The following is a 15533-nucleotide window of genomic DNA, read 5'->3' as shown; positions in this document are numbered from 1 at the left end:
TACCGGGTTCTTTTCTTGTCCCGAGGCCCCTTCGCTCCGTTGTCCCCGTTCGGGGCAAACAGAAGGGCCGCGGATCCCGGGTGGGGTTCCGCGGCCCTGAAGGCGCCGGCCTGATCTGCGTCAGGCTGGATCACTCCAGGGTTCTGGCCCACGGAAGGCCCACATCAGGTGGTGCTGCGTCGTCAGCTTCCGGAATCCGGCACCGGCCGCCGCAAAGGCATAGGCATGTGCCTGTGCCGCTACCGCTTCCAGTGCCTTGGTCGGTCGCTCATTGCGCTCACGGATGGGAAGACCCGCGAGAGACAGGGAGGACGCCGGACGGGCGGCACGGATGCCGGACAGACCGGTGCCCTGGTTCGAGGCGCCGAGCATGCACGTGGAGACGGTCGAGCGATCGGTCAGTTTGGCCGTGCTGATGGTGCTGAAGTTGATGCTGATCACTGGACTCGCCTCCTCTCGGCGTCTTGGGGACTGGGGTGAGCCAGTCCGTTCGGATATGCAAGTAGAACACGGAATCAGGGCCTTCGAGAAGGCCGCTGTTTCCGTGCCTAGAACCTATGGGGATCGCTGGGGCATGCGCAAACTATTTTTTCGACGAGTTCGTATCAGTCGTCCTCGTCGCCTCCCGCACCCTCCTGGCCTGCGCAGATGGCCAGAACGTCGGCTCCGTAGCGCTGCAGCTTGCGGCTGAGGACGCCGGGGATGCGGGAGAGCTCGGCCGGGCTGTCGGGGCGCGCCTCGGCGATGGCCATGAGGGTCCGGTCGGTGAAGACGCAGAAGTCCGGTTGGCCGCTGTGCTCGGCCTGGACCGCGCGCCATGCGCGCAGCCGCTCGTAGAGGCCTTCGTCCATGTCGGAGGGGCAGTTCTCACAGCGCATCAGCTTCATCTCGCCGGCGTCGGTGAGCGTACGGCCGCAGACGCGGCAGCGGGCAGGGGTGCGCTGGGCGCGCCGGGGGACGGCCGGGGCGCCGGTGAGGGTGCCGCGTTCGATGCCTCCGGCGACTGCCGCGCCGGTGCGGCCGACGGTGGCGGTCGAGCCGGGGCGGAGGCCGTCGAGGAAGTGGCTGGGCCTGCGATTGGGGCGGCTGCCGGGTGAGCGGGACAGGGACCAGGAGAGGTGGAGCCGTTCTCTGGCGCGGGTCACGCCGACGTAGAGGAGGCGGCGTTCTTCCTCGATCTGTTCGTCCGTCTTGGCGTAGGTGATCGGCACCATGCCCTCGGCGATGCCGACCAGGAAGACGACGTCCCACTCCAGGCCCTTGGCCGCGTGCAGGGAGGCGAGGGTGACGCCTTGGACGGTCGGGGCGTGCTGGGCGCTTGCCCGCTCGTCGAGTTCTGCCACGAAGTCGCCGAGGGTGGCGGTGGGGTGGGCGGCGGCGAAGTCGTGGGCGAGGTTGACGAGGGCGGCGAGTGATTCCCAGCGTTCTCTGACGGCGCCGGAGCCGGCGGGGGGTTGGCCGGTCCAGCCTTCGCCGGAGAGCACGGCACGCACTTGTGAGGGCAGGTCGACGGCGTCGTCGAGGAGGGAGTCGTTGCCGCCGAAGCGGGCCGCGCCGCGCAGGGCGATGCCGGCTTTGCGCACCTCGGGGCGGTCGAAGAAGCGTTCGGCGCCGCGCAGCTGGTAGGGCACTCCGGCGTCGGCGAGGGCCTGCTCGTAGGTCTCGGACTGGGAGTTGGTGCGGAACAGGACGGCGATCTCGGCGGCCGGGACGCCGGCGTCGATCAGTTCGCGGATGCGGCGGGCGGCGCCTTCGGCCTCGGCGGGCTCGTCGGTGTATTCGGTGTAGACGGGCTCGGGGCCCGCGGGGCGCTGGGAGACCAGTTCCAGTCGGTGGTCGGCGGCGCGTCCGCTGGCCTGGGCGAGCAGGCCGTTGGCGAGATGGACGACCTGGGGGGTGGAGCGGTAGTCGCGGACGAGTTTGACGACGGTGGCGCCGGGGTGGCGGACACGGAAGTCGAGGAGATGGTCGGGCGTTGCGCCTGTGAACGAGTAGATGGTCTGGCTGGCGTCGCCGACGACACACAGGCTGTCGCGGTTGCCGAGCCAGAGTTCCAGCAGTCGCTGCTGGAGGGGGCTGACGTCCTGGTACTCGTCCACCACGAAGTGCTGGTACTGGGCGCGGACCTGTTCGGCGATGTCGTGCCGGTCCTGGAGGACGGCGACGGTGAGCAGCAGGACGTCCTCGAAGTCGATGACCGCGCGGTCGCGTTTGAGGTCTTCGTAGGCCGCGTAGAGGTGGGCGACCTCGACGGGGTCGCGCGGGGTTTCACGGCCGGCCTTCGCGGCCGCGTACGGGTAGTCGGCGGGGACGGTCTGGGTGACCTTGGACCATTCGATCTCGGCGGTGGTGTCCCGCAGCTCGCCGCGGTCGAGGCGGAGGTTGCAGGCGGCGGCGGCGTCGGCGACGAGCTGGATCTTGCGGTCGACGAGCCGGGGCATGGCGCCACCGATCGCTTTCGGCCAAAAGTACTGGAGCTGGCGCAGTGCGGCGGAGTGGAAGGTGCGGGCCTGTACGCCGTGGGCGCCGAGCTGGCGCAGGCGGCCGCGCATCTCGCCTGCGGCGCGGTTGGTGAAGGTGACGGCGAGCACGCTGGACGGCTGGAGGATTCCCGCGCGCACTCCGTAGGCGATGCGGTGGGTGATCGCCCGTGTCTTGCCCGTGCCCGCTCCGGCCAGGACGCACACCGGGCCCTGCAGGGCGGTGGCCACCTCGCGCTGCTCGGGGTCGAGCCCTTCGAGCACAGCGTCGGCGGAGCCGGGTGCCTGTGGGAAGAGGGTGGAGTGCGTTGCTGCTGTCACACAGCCATGCTGCCAGGTCGTCCGAGACCGCTGTGCCGGTTGTCCACAGGCGGGGGCTTGCAGTCGTACTAATGCGGCAGGCGTCACGCCGGGGGCCGGATACCCCGGGCGGGAATGCCTGGCCGGTCCCTTATGTTGTGCCGCAGGACGACATTCCCCGAGCTGCCTGAGGAGCGCGAGAGACATGCAGGGCACTGTGACGATGTACAGCACGACTTGGTGTGGCTACTGCCGTCGGCTGAAGAGCCAGCTGGACCGCGAGGGCATCGCGTACACCGAGATCAACATCGAGCAGGACCCGGAGTCCGCTGCTTTCGTGGAGAAGGCGAATGGCGGAAACCAGACGGTCCCGACGGTTCGGGTAGTTTCCACCAACGGCGGCGGTGAGGTCGTCATGACGAACCCCAGCCTCGCCCAGGTGAAGCAGGCGCTCAGCGCCTGACCCATCGCGCACCACACGCCCCCTCTGGCGATCCGTCGGAGGGGGCGGCCTATGTAGGGGACTCGTCCCCCTCGGCTCAGGATCGGCCCGCCAAGGGGCGGCGATCCGCGAGCGTCCTCGACACCGGTTTATGCGACAACGCGCATAGTCGCGTGAACGCATAGACGCCCCGACATGCCCCCTCGTACCGTCGTACGCGACGGCCCAACCAGGGCCACGAATCAGGGGGTTTCGCTATGGCACGCGAGGAACTGACTCGGCTTACCGGCAACGGCAACGGCGAGTGCGGTGAGGACGACTGCCCGAACGTGTACCGCACGGAACGAGGAACCTTCGTCGTACAGGGTGACGTGTCCGACGCCTTCACGCCGCCCACGGGTGAGGGACTGGTGGAGATCCCGGAAGCGGTTCTCAGGGAGGCCATCCGTGCTCTTGGATGGTGACGAGTGGCGGGCAATGTTCCGAGGAATCCAGTCGGAAGCATGGCGGCTGGAGATCCTGCCCCAATACCTCGTACCCCAGGAGTCCGAGGAAATCGAAGCGTTCCGGGCGGGTAAGCGAATCGACCCGCACACCTACTCGTCCGCGTACACGGAAGACCTGAAGCGGCTACGAGGCGAGGGAAAGCGAAAGGGGCGGGTCCACGTACTGACCCAGCCGCTTTCCGAGTATCTGCGATTCGAGTTCTCGCGGTACTACGCGCCTCACGCCCTGGCGGGCGAGGATATCCGCATCTTCGACGTGACGGGTCGAGAGAACCCCCTTCAAGGTGTTCAAGACTTCTGGCTCTTCGATCGGTCGAAAGTCGTCCTCATGAACTACGAGGAAGACGGAACACAGATCAATCGAGAGCTGTACGAGGGAGATCCGGCCCCATTCGTCGAGTATCAGCGAATCGCCGAGGCTGAATCAGTGCCGTTTCTGGAGTACGTGAAGGAGTGACGTTCGAACCCGAGCAGCTTGGCCAGTCCAGCCAGGAACTGGCCTCGAAGCTCCGAGAACTGCGTAAGCAAGCCGGGCTCTCAGGGGTCCGGCTTGCTGCGCGCTGCAACATTTCTCAATCCAAGGTGAGCCGGATTGAGAACGGGAAGGTTCGGCCGTCCCTCGTTGACGTCGAGCAAATCCTGAGAGCACTCGACGCACCACCGAGCATGATCGAAGAAGTCTCGGCTCTCGCCAGAATGGCGAACACCGAATGGCGGAACCTTCGAGAGTTGCGCCGAAAGGGACTGGGAACAAGGCAAGCGGAGCTCAAGGCGCTCGAAGCGTCCTCGACGAAAATGCGTTACTTCCTGCTATCCATGGTCACCGGTCTTCTGGCAACACCTGAATACGTTCGGGCGAGTCTCGCCCATTCCCCGGCAGACACCAGTAAAGCCATTGCGGGGAAGATGGAACGGCAGGCCGTTCTCTATGACGCCTCGAAGCGATTCACGTTCATTCTGACGGAACAAGCCGTTCGCTGGCCCGTTGTCGCGCCCCTGGCATTGGCTGAGCAGATGGACCGGCTTTCGTCGTTGAGCTATCTCCCGAACGTACGCATCGGCCTGATACCCGTCGGCGCGCCCACCCCTAGAACCCCTCTGAACACATTCACGATCTACGATGCATCCTTGACCGTCATCGAGACATCAGCTGGAAGTCTCGTCCTGCGTGACAGCCGCGATATTCAAAGCTACCTCGATGAGTTCTCCGGTTACGAGGAATGCGCGCTGTTCGATGAAGAGGCCAGGGCCAGACTCGCAGAGTGGTCGGCTTCCTGCCGTTCATGATCTTTAGTCCACAACGCGACTCGGGCCCGAACCCATCCACGCTCGCCCTTACCTTTGATGGGCTACCAAAGCGGAGGGAACAGCGGATGACCGTCACCATGCAGGAGGAAGCCCCGGCCCCAAAGGTGATGCGCTGGAATTGGACCCGTCACCCGAAGTGCGTTGCGCTGGCACGCTCTCAGTTGCGGAAGTACCTCCACCACTGGAAATCCGAAGAACTGACAGACTCCGCCGTTCTCCTACTGTCCGAACTAGTGACCAATGCCGTACGCCATGCGCAGGTATCGCCGGGGCGCAGGATTGAGACCGTATTCGAGGTCACCGAGGAACGGCTACGCGTCGAAGTCTCCGACGCCTCGAACCAGGTTCCCATCATGCGCCATGTCGACGATAGCGAAGAAGAAGGCAGAGGGTTGTCTCTTGTTGCCATGGTCGCTACTCGATGGGGCACAGATCCACGAATGGTGAACGGGCAATACGCGGTCGGTAAGACGGTGTGGTTTGAGATCGACCGGAGGGCGGACGTGTGAGCCGCGCGGTATACCGCTTCGTTGACTACGTGACCAGACAGGACCCAACCGGGGAACTGTCCTGGTCTGCTGTATGCGTTTCCGGCGACGAAGCCGATTGCGGAGAATCCTCGGGTGAGGCAGACGAAGAGACGGCCGTCAAGTGGATGGCCGAGCACACCCGCGACACAGGGCACAAACACTATCGGCGAACCTTCGTCGACTACGCCACGGTGGAACCGAAGGCGTGAAATGGAGCCCTCAGCCGGCCCCACCAGGCCGAGGGAATCCAATCACTTCGCCGAATCAGGGGAAGCCATTAGGCGGGCCGTACGCGCCCTCATCCCTTCAGTCAGTAGCCATGCCTTACGGACGCGCTTCCGTTCTGCCTCGAAACGTTTCCTTGCTATCCGATAGATCAGCTCGTTCATTTGCTTTCCCTTCGAGCTTGACGCGCTTAGCGCGCGATCCAATCAACAACACGAAGATGGCCGACCGTCACACACTTGCGATTGCCGCAAGTGTTCTCAAACATCGGATAGACACCCTTACGCTTAAGCTTCTTCGAAGTGAGATAACGTTTCACCGGAACCCAGGTTCCGCGAAGGCGAACCTTCGGCTCCCCTTCGGGATTCGTTCTCCCCTCCCAAACCCGACAACCCGTTTCAACGTTCGGCGTCGAAAGGGCCATAATCTTTTCAAGCGCGGTCACGACCCCACCCCCGCAGGCTCGATAACGGAACCGCCCAACTTGCGAACAACGTTCAGGGCGCCGGGATTCTCCTTAACGAAACGCGCCCAGCGCGCGTTTCTTGCCCTTCGGGTGTTATCTTCTCGGCTCACCACATCCAAGTGAGCAGGATTCCAACACGGCGGATTCCCGCAAAGATGATCCACGGTCCACCCCTCGGGAATCCATCCGCCTGAAGCTATGAAACCCTCGCGATGCACATAGCGCGGCTTTCCTTCGGCAGTGAATCGGCCGTAGCCGTCCGGCTCGCGGTACTGTTCCCAAGTCCAGCATCCGCCCTCGGAAGCGGGCCAAATGACGGAGCGTGCACGCAGGTAAGAGACAACGGCGGCCTTGGAGGCCAGCTTCAAAGGTTCTTTCATCGGGTTTTCCTTTTCGGTGTCGGGAGAAACGAACGGCGAGTTTCGGTCACAAGTCGAAGTATCGAAGAAGGTAAAAAAAGGGGGTCGGTCCGGGAGTGGGTGACAAAGCCACTCCCGGACTCTCTTCGACACGGCCTCTGTCGAGGCCCTGACCGTCACGGCAAGAAAACGGTCAGACAAACCCCCGGCGGTTCAAACCGGGGGAGATAAGAGACGCCCAGGCAGGGAAAGAACCTGGGCGTCAGCTAGAGGATTACTGGCGAACGCCCGTAATCAGCTCCACGCCCTTCGGGTCAAGCGGAGCAATGTCCCAACGGGACGTCGTGCGAATACCGGTGCTGTCCGTGTCGTAGTAGGCATCCGCCGAATACACCACCTGGATTTCCTGGCGACGGCCGACCACAACCTGACCCATGTCAACAAGGCCAATCCAAGAACAGTCCGAAGAGGTACCGACAGTCTCAGCATTGCTGATCTGATTGGACACATGCACCGGGATGCCGAAGAGCTTTCGCTCTCCGTCCTTCGTCGGATCGGGCGAAAGCTGATAGCGGGACTGAGAATCCTTGGCCTTCCGGATGGAAGCCCAGGAACGGCCAGACATGAAGAAGGCCGCGTTATTCAGATCGCCGTTATTCTGCTCCAGACGACCGACCGCATCCGCGAGATTATCTAGGGCCAGAGAAGCACCATTCGCGCCTAGCGAAGTAGCGTTGACCCCGGTGAAGTTCCGCAGGCCACGCATATTCGGGGAAGTGCCATTGCCGGCCAGGAACTGGGCATCCAGAAGGCGAGCCACTTCCTTAAAGTGATCCTCGGAAATGAGCTGGAGAAGGCTCGGGTCAGAATCGTCCAACGCTTCGTTGGTCGCCTTCGTGAGAACAGCAGCCTTCTTGGCAGTCAGGGTGACCGTGGTCAGGGTCGGGTCACTCGCGCCAATAACCGCACCTTCAGCGGTCATCGCACTGGTCGTCGAAGCCGAGATTCGAGGAATGCCCAGCGTCATGCTGCCCATGTTCAGAACGCGCGGCCCGGCGCTCAGGAACACACTCTGAGCGCGCAGGAAGTCAAAGACCTTGTTAAGAGTGGGCACCGGGATAACCGCAGCCGCCGAACCGCTGGTAGCGGTCCGGTATTCATCCCGAGAAGGCATGAAAGCACGCCACTGGTCCTCGCGATCGCCAGGCAGCGCCGAACCGCTGATCGGCATAACAAGGCCCCCCACCTTCTCAGCGATGGAGCGAACCTCGGCCTCACGCTCTCCACGCTCGATAGCGTCTCGGGCCTCCGCCTCCAGGCGGTGAAGGTCCTTGTCGATACGCTCGACGCGGGCACGCTTTGCAGCAGGAGAAAGAGACGTATCAGCCTCGATAGAGCGAAGCTCCTTCACCAGCTTCTCGCGGTCCTCAAGAGCGGCCATCGCCTGCCGCTTGTAGAGATCAGTAGTAGACATTCGTATTCCTTCTTGGGATAAGGGCCGGGATTTTGGCCATGCAAAAGCCGCCCGACACCCAAATGGGTGGGGCGGCCTGAATCAGGGCGGCGGTATTTAGTTAGAACGGAGCGACATGAGCCATGCGCCGAAGCTCGGCACGCTCCACGTATCGCACTCGGCGACGAACCTTGTGCGCCAGTGCTCGACAGTCATCAGAGCAATACCGGCGCGGTCTGCCCGTCTGGTACTCGGTGGCGAACTCTCGTTCGCAAGTCCAGCACGTCAGATTGACCGTGTTATCCATCTGTCTTCTCCTTCAAAGGTGAACGGGGCGAAGCCCCGGCAGGGCATATACGAAGCGGCCCGGTCCACGGCCTTTGGAGCCAAACCGTGGAAACCGAGCCGCTATCGCTACCGCACCGCCCAGTGCCTTACCCGCCCTCGATCGCCCGAAGGGAACCGAAGCTCTTCATTACACTTGCTATAGACCGGTTAGGTTCGGAAACTCACTACGAAACTCCGAAAGTGACCTCGGTCACCTCGGTAGAGAAGCGGCCCGGTTACTCCCAGCCGTACGACTGATCGCCCCGCCATGGTCGAAGATCCGAGCACGCGCCTTACGGCGGTTCTCTAGCCACCGCTCAGCCTCGGCAGCCTGAGCTACCGGACAAGCGGCCCTAGGCCGCTCACAGTGCTCGCAATAGATGTCCATCAAGGTCCCCTCCATAGTTCGATGCGCCGGAATGCGGGCGCATCCGTAGTGATGCACAAGAATTCGAAAGAATGGAAATTAATTCCCACCAACCCGGGCTAATGTGCGCGCACACAAGCGAAGGGAAGGCGGCGGGTGCGGAGAAGCGTCCGCTCAGAGTTTCAGACTCCCCCTCCCGTGCCTTTGGCTCGCCTAGGCCGCAGGAACGGACTTGAACGGCCGTGAGAGCCGTTCTGGATAGCTCAAGGGAACTCGACCAGGGCGAGGCCGAGTGAGGCCCGCCTAGGCCGTTCTGTTGCCTCTACCGCTATTGCACGGCCCGCAGGCCGGGCGAAGGTTGTCTATTTCGTTCGATCCTCCTCGGCTCAATGGCAATATGTGATCGGCCGTCGTAGCCGGCCTCGAATAGCAGATAGAGCAGAGAGGCTTAGCCGCAAGGATTACGGCCCGAGCCTTCAGGTATTGAGTGTTGTAACCACGCGCCCAGGGTGAAGGGCGCGTGTGCTTTCTCTTCTGCTCCCGTCGCTTCGCTCCGGCCAAGGAACACGGCTCACACCGTGAGCCGAGAGGAAAGAGCCGCTTACAGCGGCTACACATCAGATAAGGCAATAGCTACTCCAGAAGAAGAAGGGCGCCCTTCGAGGGGGCGCCCTTAGCTAGAAACAGTTGGGGCACCCTCGACGGGGTGCCCGTAGTGATGCTGTCTGCCTGGCCTCCGTTCCTTCGGCCAGGGGATGACTAATAGAGATAGAGAGGCGGCGAAGGTTCCCGCAGGTCAGAGAAGAATGGGTAACCCTCACAGGGTTACTCGGTAACCGTCACAGGGTTACGCAGCAGTGCGCACGGAGTGCACGCGGCAGGATGCCGACCCTAGGCCGTTCTTCTGGAAGTGGTGGCGAGGCAGTACAAGGCAGCGTGCGCCCGACTCGGGCGCTATCAGGTCCATAGCCTTAGCCGCAGTAATGCCCTTCTGCACGGCCTGCCTGGTCAACTCCTGGCCGTTCTCCCCGGCCAGGATGGACGCTAGGGCACCCTCGGCAAACTCGGCGTGCCCCACCTGATTGCCCCAGCCGAGGGCAGCGAAGTACACGCGGAAGGCAAGCGGCTTTATCGAAGGGTTGCGTGCTTTCGCTCGGCAGTCGAGCTGAGAAATGGCGCCCCACGGGGCGCCGGGTCCGAATCCAATGGTCACTTCTTCCTCGGGCGTCGGTGATCGTGGGCATAAAAGAAGCCTCGACTCTCGCCGAGGCTTTCTTTGCGTGGTGAGTGTCAGTCTTGCGCTATCGAGCGCAGGAAGGCCGCAGCGCGGGCGTATTCGTCGGCGATCACCTGTAGATCGTTCGCAGTGTAGTAGGCCATAGGAATGTTCTCGGCCATGAAGTATTGGCCCGACTCGTCGGCGAGAAACATTTCCCGCCCGTTGACTTCCCGGAGTCGGTCACCATCCAGCGCGAACACATCAGTCAGAACGCCGAGGTGATTAGCGTGGACGGGGCGGAGAACCATAACGCAGTTCTCGTCGCTCAGTTCCGACCACTTGTAGAAGGTTCCGGTTTTGGCGGTCTTCGGCTCGAACTCCGGAAAGTCGTCCACCTTGACGCCGCTCAGTTCCTGCCCGCTCATGCTGTCTCCCTCGTTCTCGCTGTGCTCGGCCATGTCTACAGCGGCACCCCTGGCGGAATCAAACACGACCGCTTAGGAGCGTTTAAACGGGCAGCGTCAGGCCGTGTAAACGCACTACAGGAAGACGCTCGGGGCATGGGAAAGCCCCCGAAGCGTTTACACGCAACGGGGGCCACTGTGAGCGAGCTACTTACGCGTCTTCCAGTCCAGAGGCTCCAATGATCTGCCAACCATCAGGCAGCTTCTCTTGCAGCGCCTCTACGGCCTCCCCTGCAGGAACCTCGAAAGCCTTCAGAGGAGTAGCGCCCTGGCTTTCAAGATTCTTCATGAGATCCCCAGGGGTGATGACCATCATTCCGGGCTTGGCATACGCCCTCACGCCGTGCTTCCTCAGGAATTCACGCCGCTCATCAGGAGTGGAACGGCTCCACCACTCCGCGTAAGTCTCCCCCGTGGAAATCCATTCCGTCACGGGCTTCGGACCGTCCGCCGTAGTGATCTTTTCGCGTTCGGCCGCCTGCGCCGAGATCATGGAGGCGTAGGCCGTCGCGTTGAGCGCACCCTTCTGAAATTCCTTGTTCAGCTGATTCATCTTCGCGTCGATCACGGCAAGCTTTGCAGCTCGGGAATCATCCACCTTGGTGACGGACTCCATCACTTCCAGATTCCCTATGTTCCGAACAATGGAATCCTGAAGCATGCTGTAAATCGCATCCGCTTTAATGGTCTGCTTCGGGCAAGCCTTAACGCCCTTGCTCTTATTCCCTTGGCAGCGGTATCGGGCTTTGAGACCCTTTTGCGGGTCACCCTTGTGGTAGTAGATGGGGTTCCTGCAATGCATGCAGAAGATGACCCCGACGAGCGGAGACGTAGAACCCTTCTGCTTGGTGAACTTGACCGACTTAACGGCTTCATCCAGCTTCTCCCACTCTTCGCCGGTCAAGACCGGTTCCGAACGCAGAACAGGGGAACCGTCATCGTTCCTGACAACCGACCCATCGGCGCGCATGTACTCGCCGAGAAGAGAACGAGACGCAAGCACACTCTGAACAGCCGTGGGAGTCCACTTCGCCCCCCGGGGCTTTGGGTCGTTCAGTCTCGTCGTACTTTCCCCCGCCGCCGCACGAATGCGAGCGATGTCCTGCGCCGTGGGAACATTCTTGTCATTGAGCCAGTCGGCTACCGCCGAGAAGCTGGGCTCTTTAACGAAGCGTCGGATCATCTCCACCAGGATCGGCCCGTATTCAGGGTCGATCTCCAGAGAAAAGCCGTCATCACCCTTGACCGCCCTACGCCCGAACGGAACGAGACCCCCCGGCCACCGGCCGTGCTTACGCATCGTTTCCCGCGAGTCCCGAATACGAGCCTTGATGGATTCGAGTTCCGCCTCTGCAACAACCGCGAGAATTTTGGCGATGGTCTTGCCCCACGGCTTCGAGAGATCGAAGCCTTCCTCACAGGAGATCAAACCCTTACCGTTCGCCTCACACCATTCGATGATGTCCGACAGGTGACGGACCGATCGAGCGATACGGTCGATCTTCAGAACGATGATGTGGTCGAACTCGTCGGCCCGGTTGTTCAGCCAGTCCCCCAGGGCCGGACGCATCCAAGGCGAGATGGAAGCCGAGACGTCAATGTCCACGGCGATATCAATGAGCTCCATCTCTTCCGCGTCGGCCCGCTTCGTGATGCGATTCGTCTGCGTCTCCTCGCCGGTCTGGTTCTCGTTACCGACCGAGAGCCGCACCACGCCGAGTGCTCTGGGCTTGCTCAAGTCCCACCCCTACGCGTCAGGGGGCGGCCCCACGGCCGCCCTCAACAGGTGGAAACTCTACAGTCCGTGCCGACCGTGCTCTTCGCCGACGGTTCGACGCTGACGAACCCGTCGCTCGCCCAGGTGAAGCAGAAGCTGGCCGCGTAACGGGTCGGTGCGGGCTTGCGGGAAAGGTGGCTCCTGAGGCTGTAGGTGTCTCAGGAGCCGCTTTCTTGTGTCTTGTCCCACACGAGCGTGTAGCGCCACAGCAGGCGGCGCCGGTAGTGGCCCTCGCGGAGGTGTCTGCGGGCAGCCGCGCGGACTTCGGCCCAGTGCATGGGCGGGTCCTCCATGGGCATGCCGGCCGGGCTGCGCTTGCCGCCGCGCAGTCGCGCGTACAGCCGGCTCGCGAGCAGCCCGAAGCCGCTGAGCACCCGGTCCGCGAGCGTGTGGTTGTACGCCAGGCCGACGATCATGAGGCGGCCGCCCGGGGCGACCAGCCGGGCGAGGCGGTCCACCGCGTCCTCGAAGCGGGTGTGGTGGACGACGGCGACGGCGCTGACGAAGTCGTAGGCGCCCTCGGTGAGTGCGGTCTCCTCGAGGTAGTCCGCCTCCAGGAAGGTGACGTTCCGGAGCTGCCGCTGGCGGGCCAGCCGGATCATCTCCGGGGAGCGGTCCACGCCCGTGACCGCCCGCGCCCTGGTGGCGAGCTTGCCGGCCAGCAGGCCGTCGCCGCAGCCGACGTCCAGGGCCGTGCGGCAGCCGTCGGGTACGGCTGCGAGCACGGTCCGGTGGTAGTGGACGTTGTGGTTCCAGTACGGCCCGGCGGTCACCGGTGCCGCCTCAGACGAAGCTCCTCGTCGGCAGCGGCTTGCCGTACCACATCTCGATCAGGCGGGCGGCGATGGAGATGCCGTACGGGGGCAGGACCTCGCCGGACTCGAAGGCCGCGTGCAGTTCCTCGCGGGAGAACCAGCGGGCCTCGTGGATCTCGTCACCGTCGACGTTGATGTCGGTGGAGATGGCGCGGGCCATGAAGCCCAGCATGAGGCTGGACGGGAAGGGCCAGGGCTGGCTGGCGACGTACTCGACCGGGCCGACGGTGACGCCGGCCTCTTCGAAGACCTCGCGGCGCACCGACTGCTCGATGGACTCGCCGGGCTCGACGAAGCCGGCGAGCGTGGAGAAGCGGCCCTCGGGCCAGTGGACCTGGCGGCCGAGCAGGATGCGGTCGTCCTCGTCGGTGACGGCCATGATGACGGCGGGGTCGGTGCGCGGGTAGTGCTCGGCGCCGCAGGCCGGGCAGCGGCGGATGTGGCCGGCCGCGGCGATGACCGTGCGCTCGCCGCAGCGGGAGCAGAATCGGTGGGTGCGCTGCCAGTTCTCCAGGCCGACCGCGTGCACCATGAGGCCCGCGTCGCGTGGGGACAGGAGTAGTCCGGCCTCGCGCAGGCCCGCCGGGCGCGCGGACTGGTCGATGCGACCGGGCAGTGCGTCCTTCTGGAGGGCGAAGTAGCTGACGCCTTCGTCGTCGATGCCGAGGAAGTAGCGGTGGGCCTCGGTGAGCGGTGCCTCGAAGGAAGGGGTCATGACCAGTTCGGTACGGCCGTCGGGCGTCTCGTCGATGAGGACCTGGCCGCCGGAGACCACGAAGCAGCGGGTCGTGGGGTGGCTCCACGCCGCCGCGAGCCAGGCCTCGTCGAGCCGGTGGTGGGCGGCGCGGTCGATGCCGCTCGGGACGGTCAGGGAGATGGGTCGGTCGGCGGTGTGGTCGGTCCAGGTGGTCACGGGTGCTTCCAACTCCCCCAGTGGAACGGTTCGTTTCGGCGGGCGGTTCTGCGGGTCGTAGGGCGGGAGGGCACCGGGGCGGGCGGGGCGTGCGGGCGGTTCTTCCAGTGTGCCCACGCGCGGTGGCGTCCCGTACGGCGCCTTCGGGTCAGGGGACGTGACGCCAGTTCTCGGCGAGATCGCCCCACAGGTAGGCGCTCGTTTCGACGCCCTTCAGCAGGAGGTCGAGCTCGACCTTCTCGTTCGGGGCGTGCCAGCCGTCGGAGGGGACGGAGATGCCCAGGAAGAGGACGGGGGCGCCCAGCACCTCCTGGAGGTCGGCAGCGGGTCCGGAGCCGCCCTCGCGGGTGAAGCGGACCGGGCCCTGGAAGGCGCGGCCCATGGCGCGGGCGACGGACTGCAGCGCGGGGTGGTCGAGCGGGGTCAGGCACGGGCGCGTGGCGGAGCCGAAGCTGATCTCGTGCCTGATGCCGGCGGGCACCTGCTCGGCGGCCCAGGCCCGTACGGCCTTCTCGATGTGGTCGGGGTCCTGGCCCGCGACCAGCCGGAAGGACAGCTTCACCATGGCCGAGGAGGGGATGATCGTCTTGCTGCCAGGGCCCTGGTAGCCGCCGCCGATGCCGTTGACCTCGGCGGTGGGGCGGGCCCAGATGCGCTCCAGGGTGGTGTGTCCGGCCTCGCCGTGGGTGGCGTACGACTTGGCGGTGCGCAGCCACTGCTCCTCGTCGAAGGGCAGCTCGGCGAACAGCTCGCGTTCGCGGTCGGTCAGCTGGGCGATGCCGTCGTAGAAGCCCGGGACGGCCACGCGCGCGTGCTCGTCGTGCAGGGCGGCCACCAGGCGGGCGGCGACGGTGGCCGGGTTGGGGACGGCGCCACCGAAGGAACCGGAGTGGATGTCCTGGTCGGGGCCGTACAGCCGGATCTCGCACTCGGCGAGGCCGCGCATGCCGGTGCAGACGGTCGGGGTGTCCTCGGACCACATGCCGGTGTCGGAGACGATCACGGCGTCGGCGGTGAGCCGGTCGGCGCGCTCCTCGACGAGGGCCCGGAAGTGCGGAGAGCCGGACTCCTCCTCGCCCTCGATCAGCAGCTTCAGGTTGACCGCGGGGGCGGTGCGGCCGGTGGCGGCGAGGTGAGCGCGGACGCCGAGTGTGTGGAAGAACACCTGGCCCTTGTCGTCGGCCGCCCCGCGCGCGTAGAGCCGGTTTTCCCGGATGACGGGCTCGAAGGGCTCGCTGTCCCAGCCGTCCTCGCGGGCGGCGGGCTGGACGTCGTGGTGGCCGTAGACCAGGACGGTGGGCGCCTCGGGGTCGCCCGAGGGCCATTCGGCGAAGACGGCCGGGGCGCCCGGGGTCGGCCAGACCTCGGCGGTCGGGAAGCCGGTCTCCTTGAGCTGGGCGGCGAGCCAGTCGGCGCTGTCCCGTACGTCGGGCGCGTGGTCGGGCTGGGCCGACACGGAGGGGATGCGCAGCCATGCGGCGAGGTCGTCGAGGAAGGCGGCGCGGTGCTGCTCGATGTACGTGCGGACGGCGCTGTCCGGGGTCTGGCTCATGCTCACGAGCCTATCGGCCCGCACCGACAT

The 15533-nt window shown here is 64.5% G+C and carries 16 protein-coding genes and 1 pseudogene; 7 read left to right on the top strand and 10 right to left on the bottom strand.

Features of this window, described 5'->3' with window-relative positions; translation table 11 throughout:
• Nucleotides 1–120: 120 nt before the first annotated feature.
• Nucleotides 121–441 carry a hypothetical protein gene (locus tag ACZ5DS_RS12765; protein ID WP_468236867.1) on the bottom strand — a complete coding sequence of 107 codons (321 nt, stop codon included), beginning with the start codon at nucleotides 439–441 and terminating at the stop codon, nucleotides 121–123.
• 164 nt (nucleotides 442–605) lie between these two features.
• A complete protein-coding gene (locus ACZ5DS_RS12760; RefSeq protein WP_468236865.1) occupies nucleotides 606–2801 on the bottom strand; it encodes an ATP-dependent DNA helicase UvrD2 in 2196 nt (731 codons plus the stop codon).
• 184 nt (nucleotides 2802–2985) lie between these two features.
• Between ACZ5DS_RS12760 and ACZ5DS_RS12755 the strand changes: the two genes are divergently transcribed.
• The 6 genes from ACZ5DS_RS12755 (at nucleotide 2986) to ACZ5DS_RS12730 (ending at nucleotide 5775) form a co-directional block, all read left to right on the top strand.
• Nucleotides 2986–3243, top strand: coding sequence for a mycoredoxin (locus tag ACZ5DS_RS12755; RefSeq protein WP_468236862.1), 258 nt, complete (start codon nucleotides 2986–2988; stop codon nucleotides 3241–3243).
• Nucleotides 3244–3479: 236 nt separating this feature from the next.
• The gene (locus ACZ5DS_RS12750; RefSeq protein WP_468236859.1) at nucleotides 3480–3686 is read left to right on the top strand and encodes a hypothetical protein; all 207 of its coding nucleotides are present in this window, start codon (nucleotides 3480–3482) and stop codon (nucleotides 3684–3686) included.
• Complete coding sequence (locus ACZ5DS_RS12745; RefSeq protein WP_468236857.1) at nucleotides 3670–4185, top strand: DUF6879 family protein; 516 nt, start codon at nucleotides 3670–3672, stop codon at nucleotides 4183–4185. Before ACZ5DS_RS12750 ends, ACZ5DS_RS12745 begins: the two co-directional genes overlap by 17 nt.
• Nucleotides 4182–5015, top strand: coding sequence for a helix-turn-helix domain-containing protein (locus tag ACZ5DS_RS12740; RefSeq protein WP_468236854.1), 834 nt, complete (start codon nucleotides 4182–4184; stop codon nucleotides 5013–5015). The genes ACZ5DS_RS12745 and ACZ5DS_RS12740 overlap by 4 nt, the downstream gene beginning before the upstream one ends.
• Nucleotides 5016–5101: 86 nt before the next feature.
• Nucleotides 5102–5545, top strand: a complete 444-nt coding sequence (locus tag ACZ5DS_RS12735; protein WP_468236852.1) for an ATP-binding protein — start codon at nucleotides 5102–5104, stop codon at nucleotides 5543–5545.
• Nucleotides 5542–5775 (top strand): DUF7848 domain-containing protein, encoded by a 234-nt coding sequence (locus tag ACZ5DS_RS12730; protein ID WP_468236849.1) that lies wholly within the window; start codon nucleotides 5542–5544, stop codon nucleotides 5773–5775. Before ACZ5DS_RS12735 ends, ACZ5DS_RS12730 begins: the two co-directional genes overlap by 4 nt.
• Nucleotides 5776–6232: 457 nt before the next feature.
• On the opposite strand, the gene ACZ5DS_RS12725 is transcribed toward ACZ5DS_RS12730, so the two are convergent.
• From ACZ5DS_RS12725 to ACZ5DS_RS12705, 5 genes are all read right to left on the bottom strand, one after another.
• Nucleotides 6233–6637, bottom strand: coding sequence for an HNH endonuclease signature motif containing protein (locus ACZ5DS_RS12725; protein WP_468236846.1), 405 nt, complete (start codon nucleotides 6635–6637; stop codon nucleotides 6233–6235).
• 253 nt (nucleotides 6638–6890) lie between these two features.
• A complete protein-coding gene (locus ACZ5DS_RS12720) occupies nucleotides 6891–8090 on the bottom strand; it encodes a phage major capsid protein (RefSeq protein ID WP_468236844.1) in 1200 nt (399 codons plus the stop codon).
• 976 nt (nucleotides 8091–9066) lie between these two features.
• On the bottom strand, nucleotides 9067–9381 hold the full coding sequence (locus ACZ5DS_RS12715) for an HNH endonuclease signature motif containing protein (RefSeq protein ID WP_468238188.1): 315 nt from the start codon (nucleotides 9379–9381) through the stop codon (nucleotides 9067–9069).
• 672 nt (nucleotides 9382–10053) lie between these two features.
• Complete coding sequence (locus ACZ5DS_RS12710; RefSeq protein WP_468236841.1) at nucleotides 10054–10440, bottom strand: hypothetical protein; 387 nt, start codon at nucleotides 10438–10440, stop codon at nucleotides 10054–10056.
• A gap of 157 nt (nucleotides 10441–10597) precedes the next feature.
• On the bottom strand, nucleotides 10598–12184 hold the full coding sequence (locus ACZ5DS_RS12705; protein WP_468236838.1) for a recombinase family protein: 1587 nt from the start codon (nucleotides 12182–12184) through the stop codon (nucleotides 10598–10600).
• Between the two features lie 60 nt (nucleotides 12185–12244).
• Between ACZ5DS_RS12705 and ACZ5DS_RS12700 the strand changes: the two are divergent.
• Nucleotides 12245–12331, top strand: a pseudogene (locus ACZ5DS_RS12700) (NrdH-redoxin); the annotation flags it as partial.
• Nucleotides 12332–12381: 50 nt separating this feature from the next.
• Here ACZ5DS_RS12700 and ACZ5DS_RS12695 read toward each other — a convergent pair.
• The 3 genes from ACZ5DS_RS12695 to ACZ5DS_RS12685 all read right to left on the bottom strand — a co-directional run bounded on the left by ACZ5DS_RS12695 (nucleotide 12382) and on the right by ACZ5DS_RS12685 (nucleotide 15503).
• Nucleotides 12382–12996, bottom strand: a complete 615-nt coding sequence (locus tag ACZ5DS_RS12695) for a class I SAM-dependent methyltransferase (protein ID WP_468236836.1) — start codon at nucleotides 12994–12996, stop codon at nucleotides 12382–12384.
• A 10-nt stretch (nucleotides 12997–13006) separates the two neighbouring features.
• The gene (nudC, locus tag ACZ5DS_RS12690; protein WP_468236833.1) at nucleotides 13007–13951 is read right to left on the bottom strand and encodes an NAD(+) diphosphatase; all 945 of its coding nucleotides are present in this window, start codon (nucleotides 13949–13951) and stop codon (nucleotides 13007–13009) included.
• Between the two features lie 148 nt (nucleotides 13952–14099).
• Entirely contained in the window at nucleotides 14100–15503 is a 1404-nt protein-coding gene (locus tag ACZ5DS_RS12685; protein ID WP_468236830.1) for a dipeptidase, read from the bottom strand.
• Nucleotides 15504–15533: the final 30 nt, after the last annotated feature.

This window comes from Streptomyces sp. NPDC031100, assembly GCF_055570785.1.
Note: the sequence above shows the minus strand (reverse complement) of the source record. Positions and strands in the feature narration are given on the sequence as shown.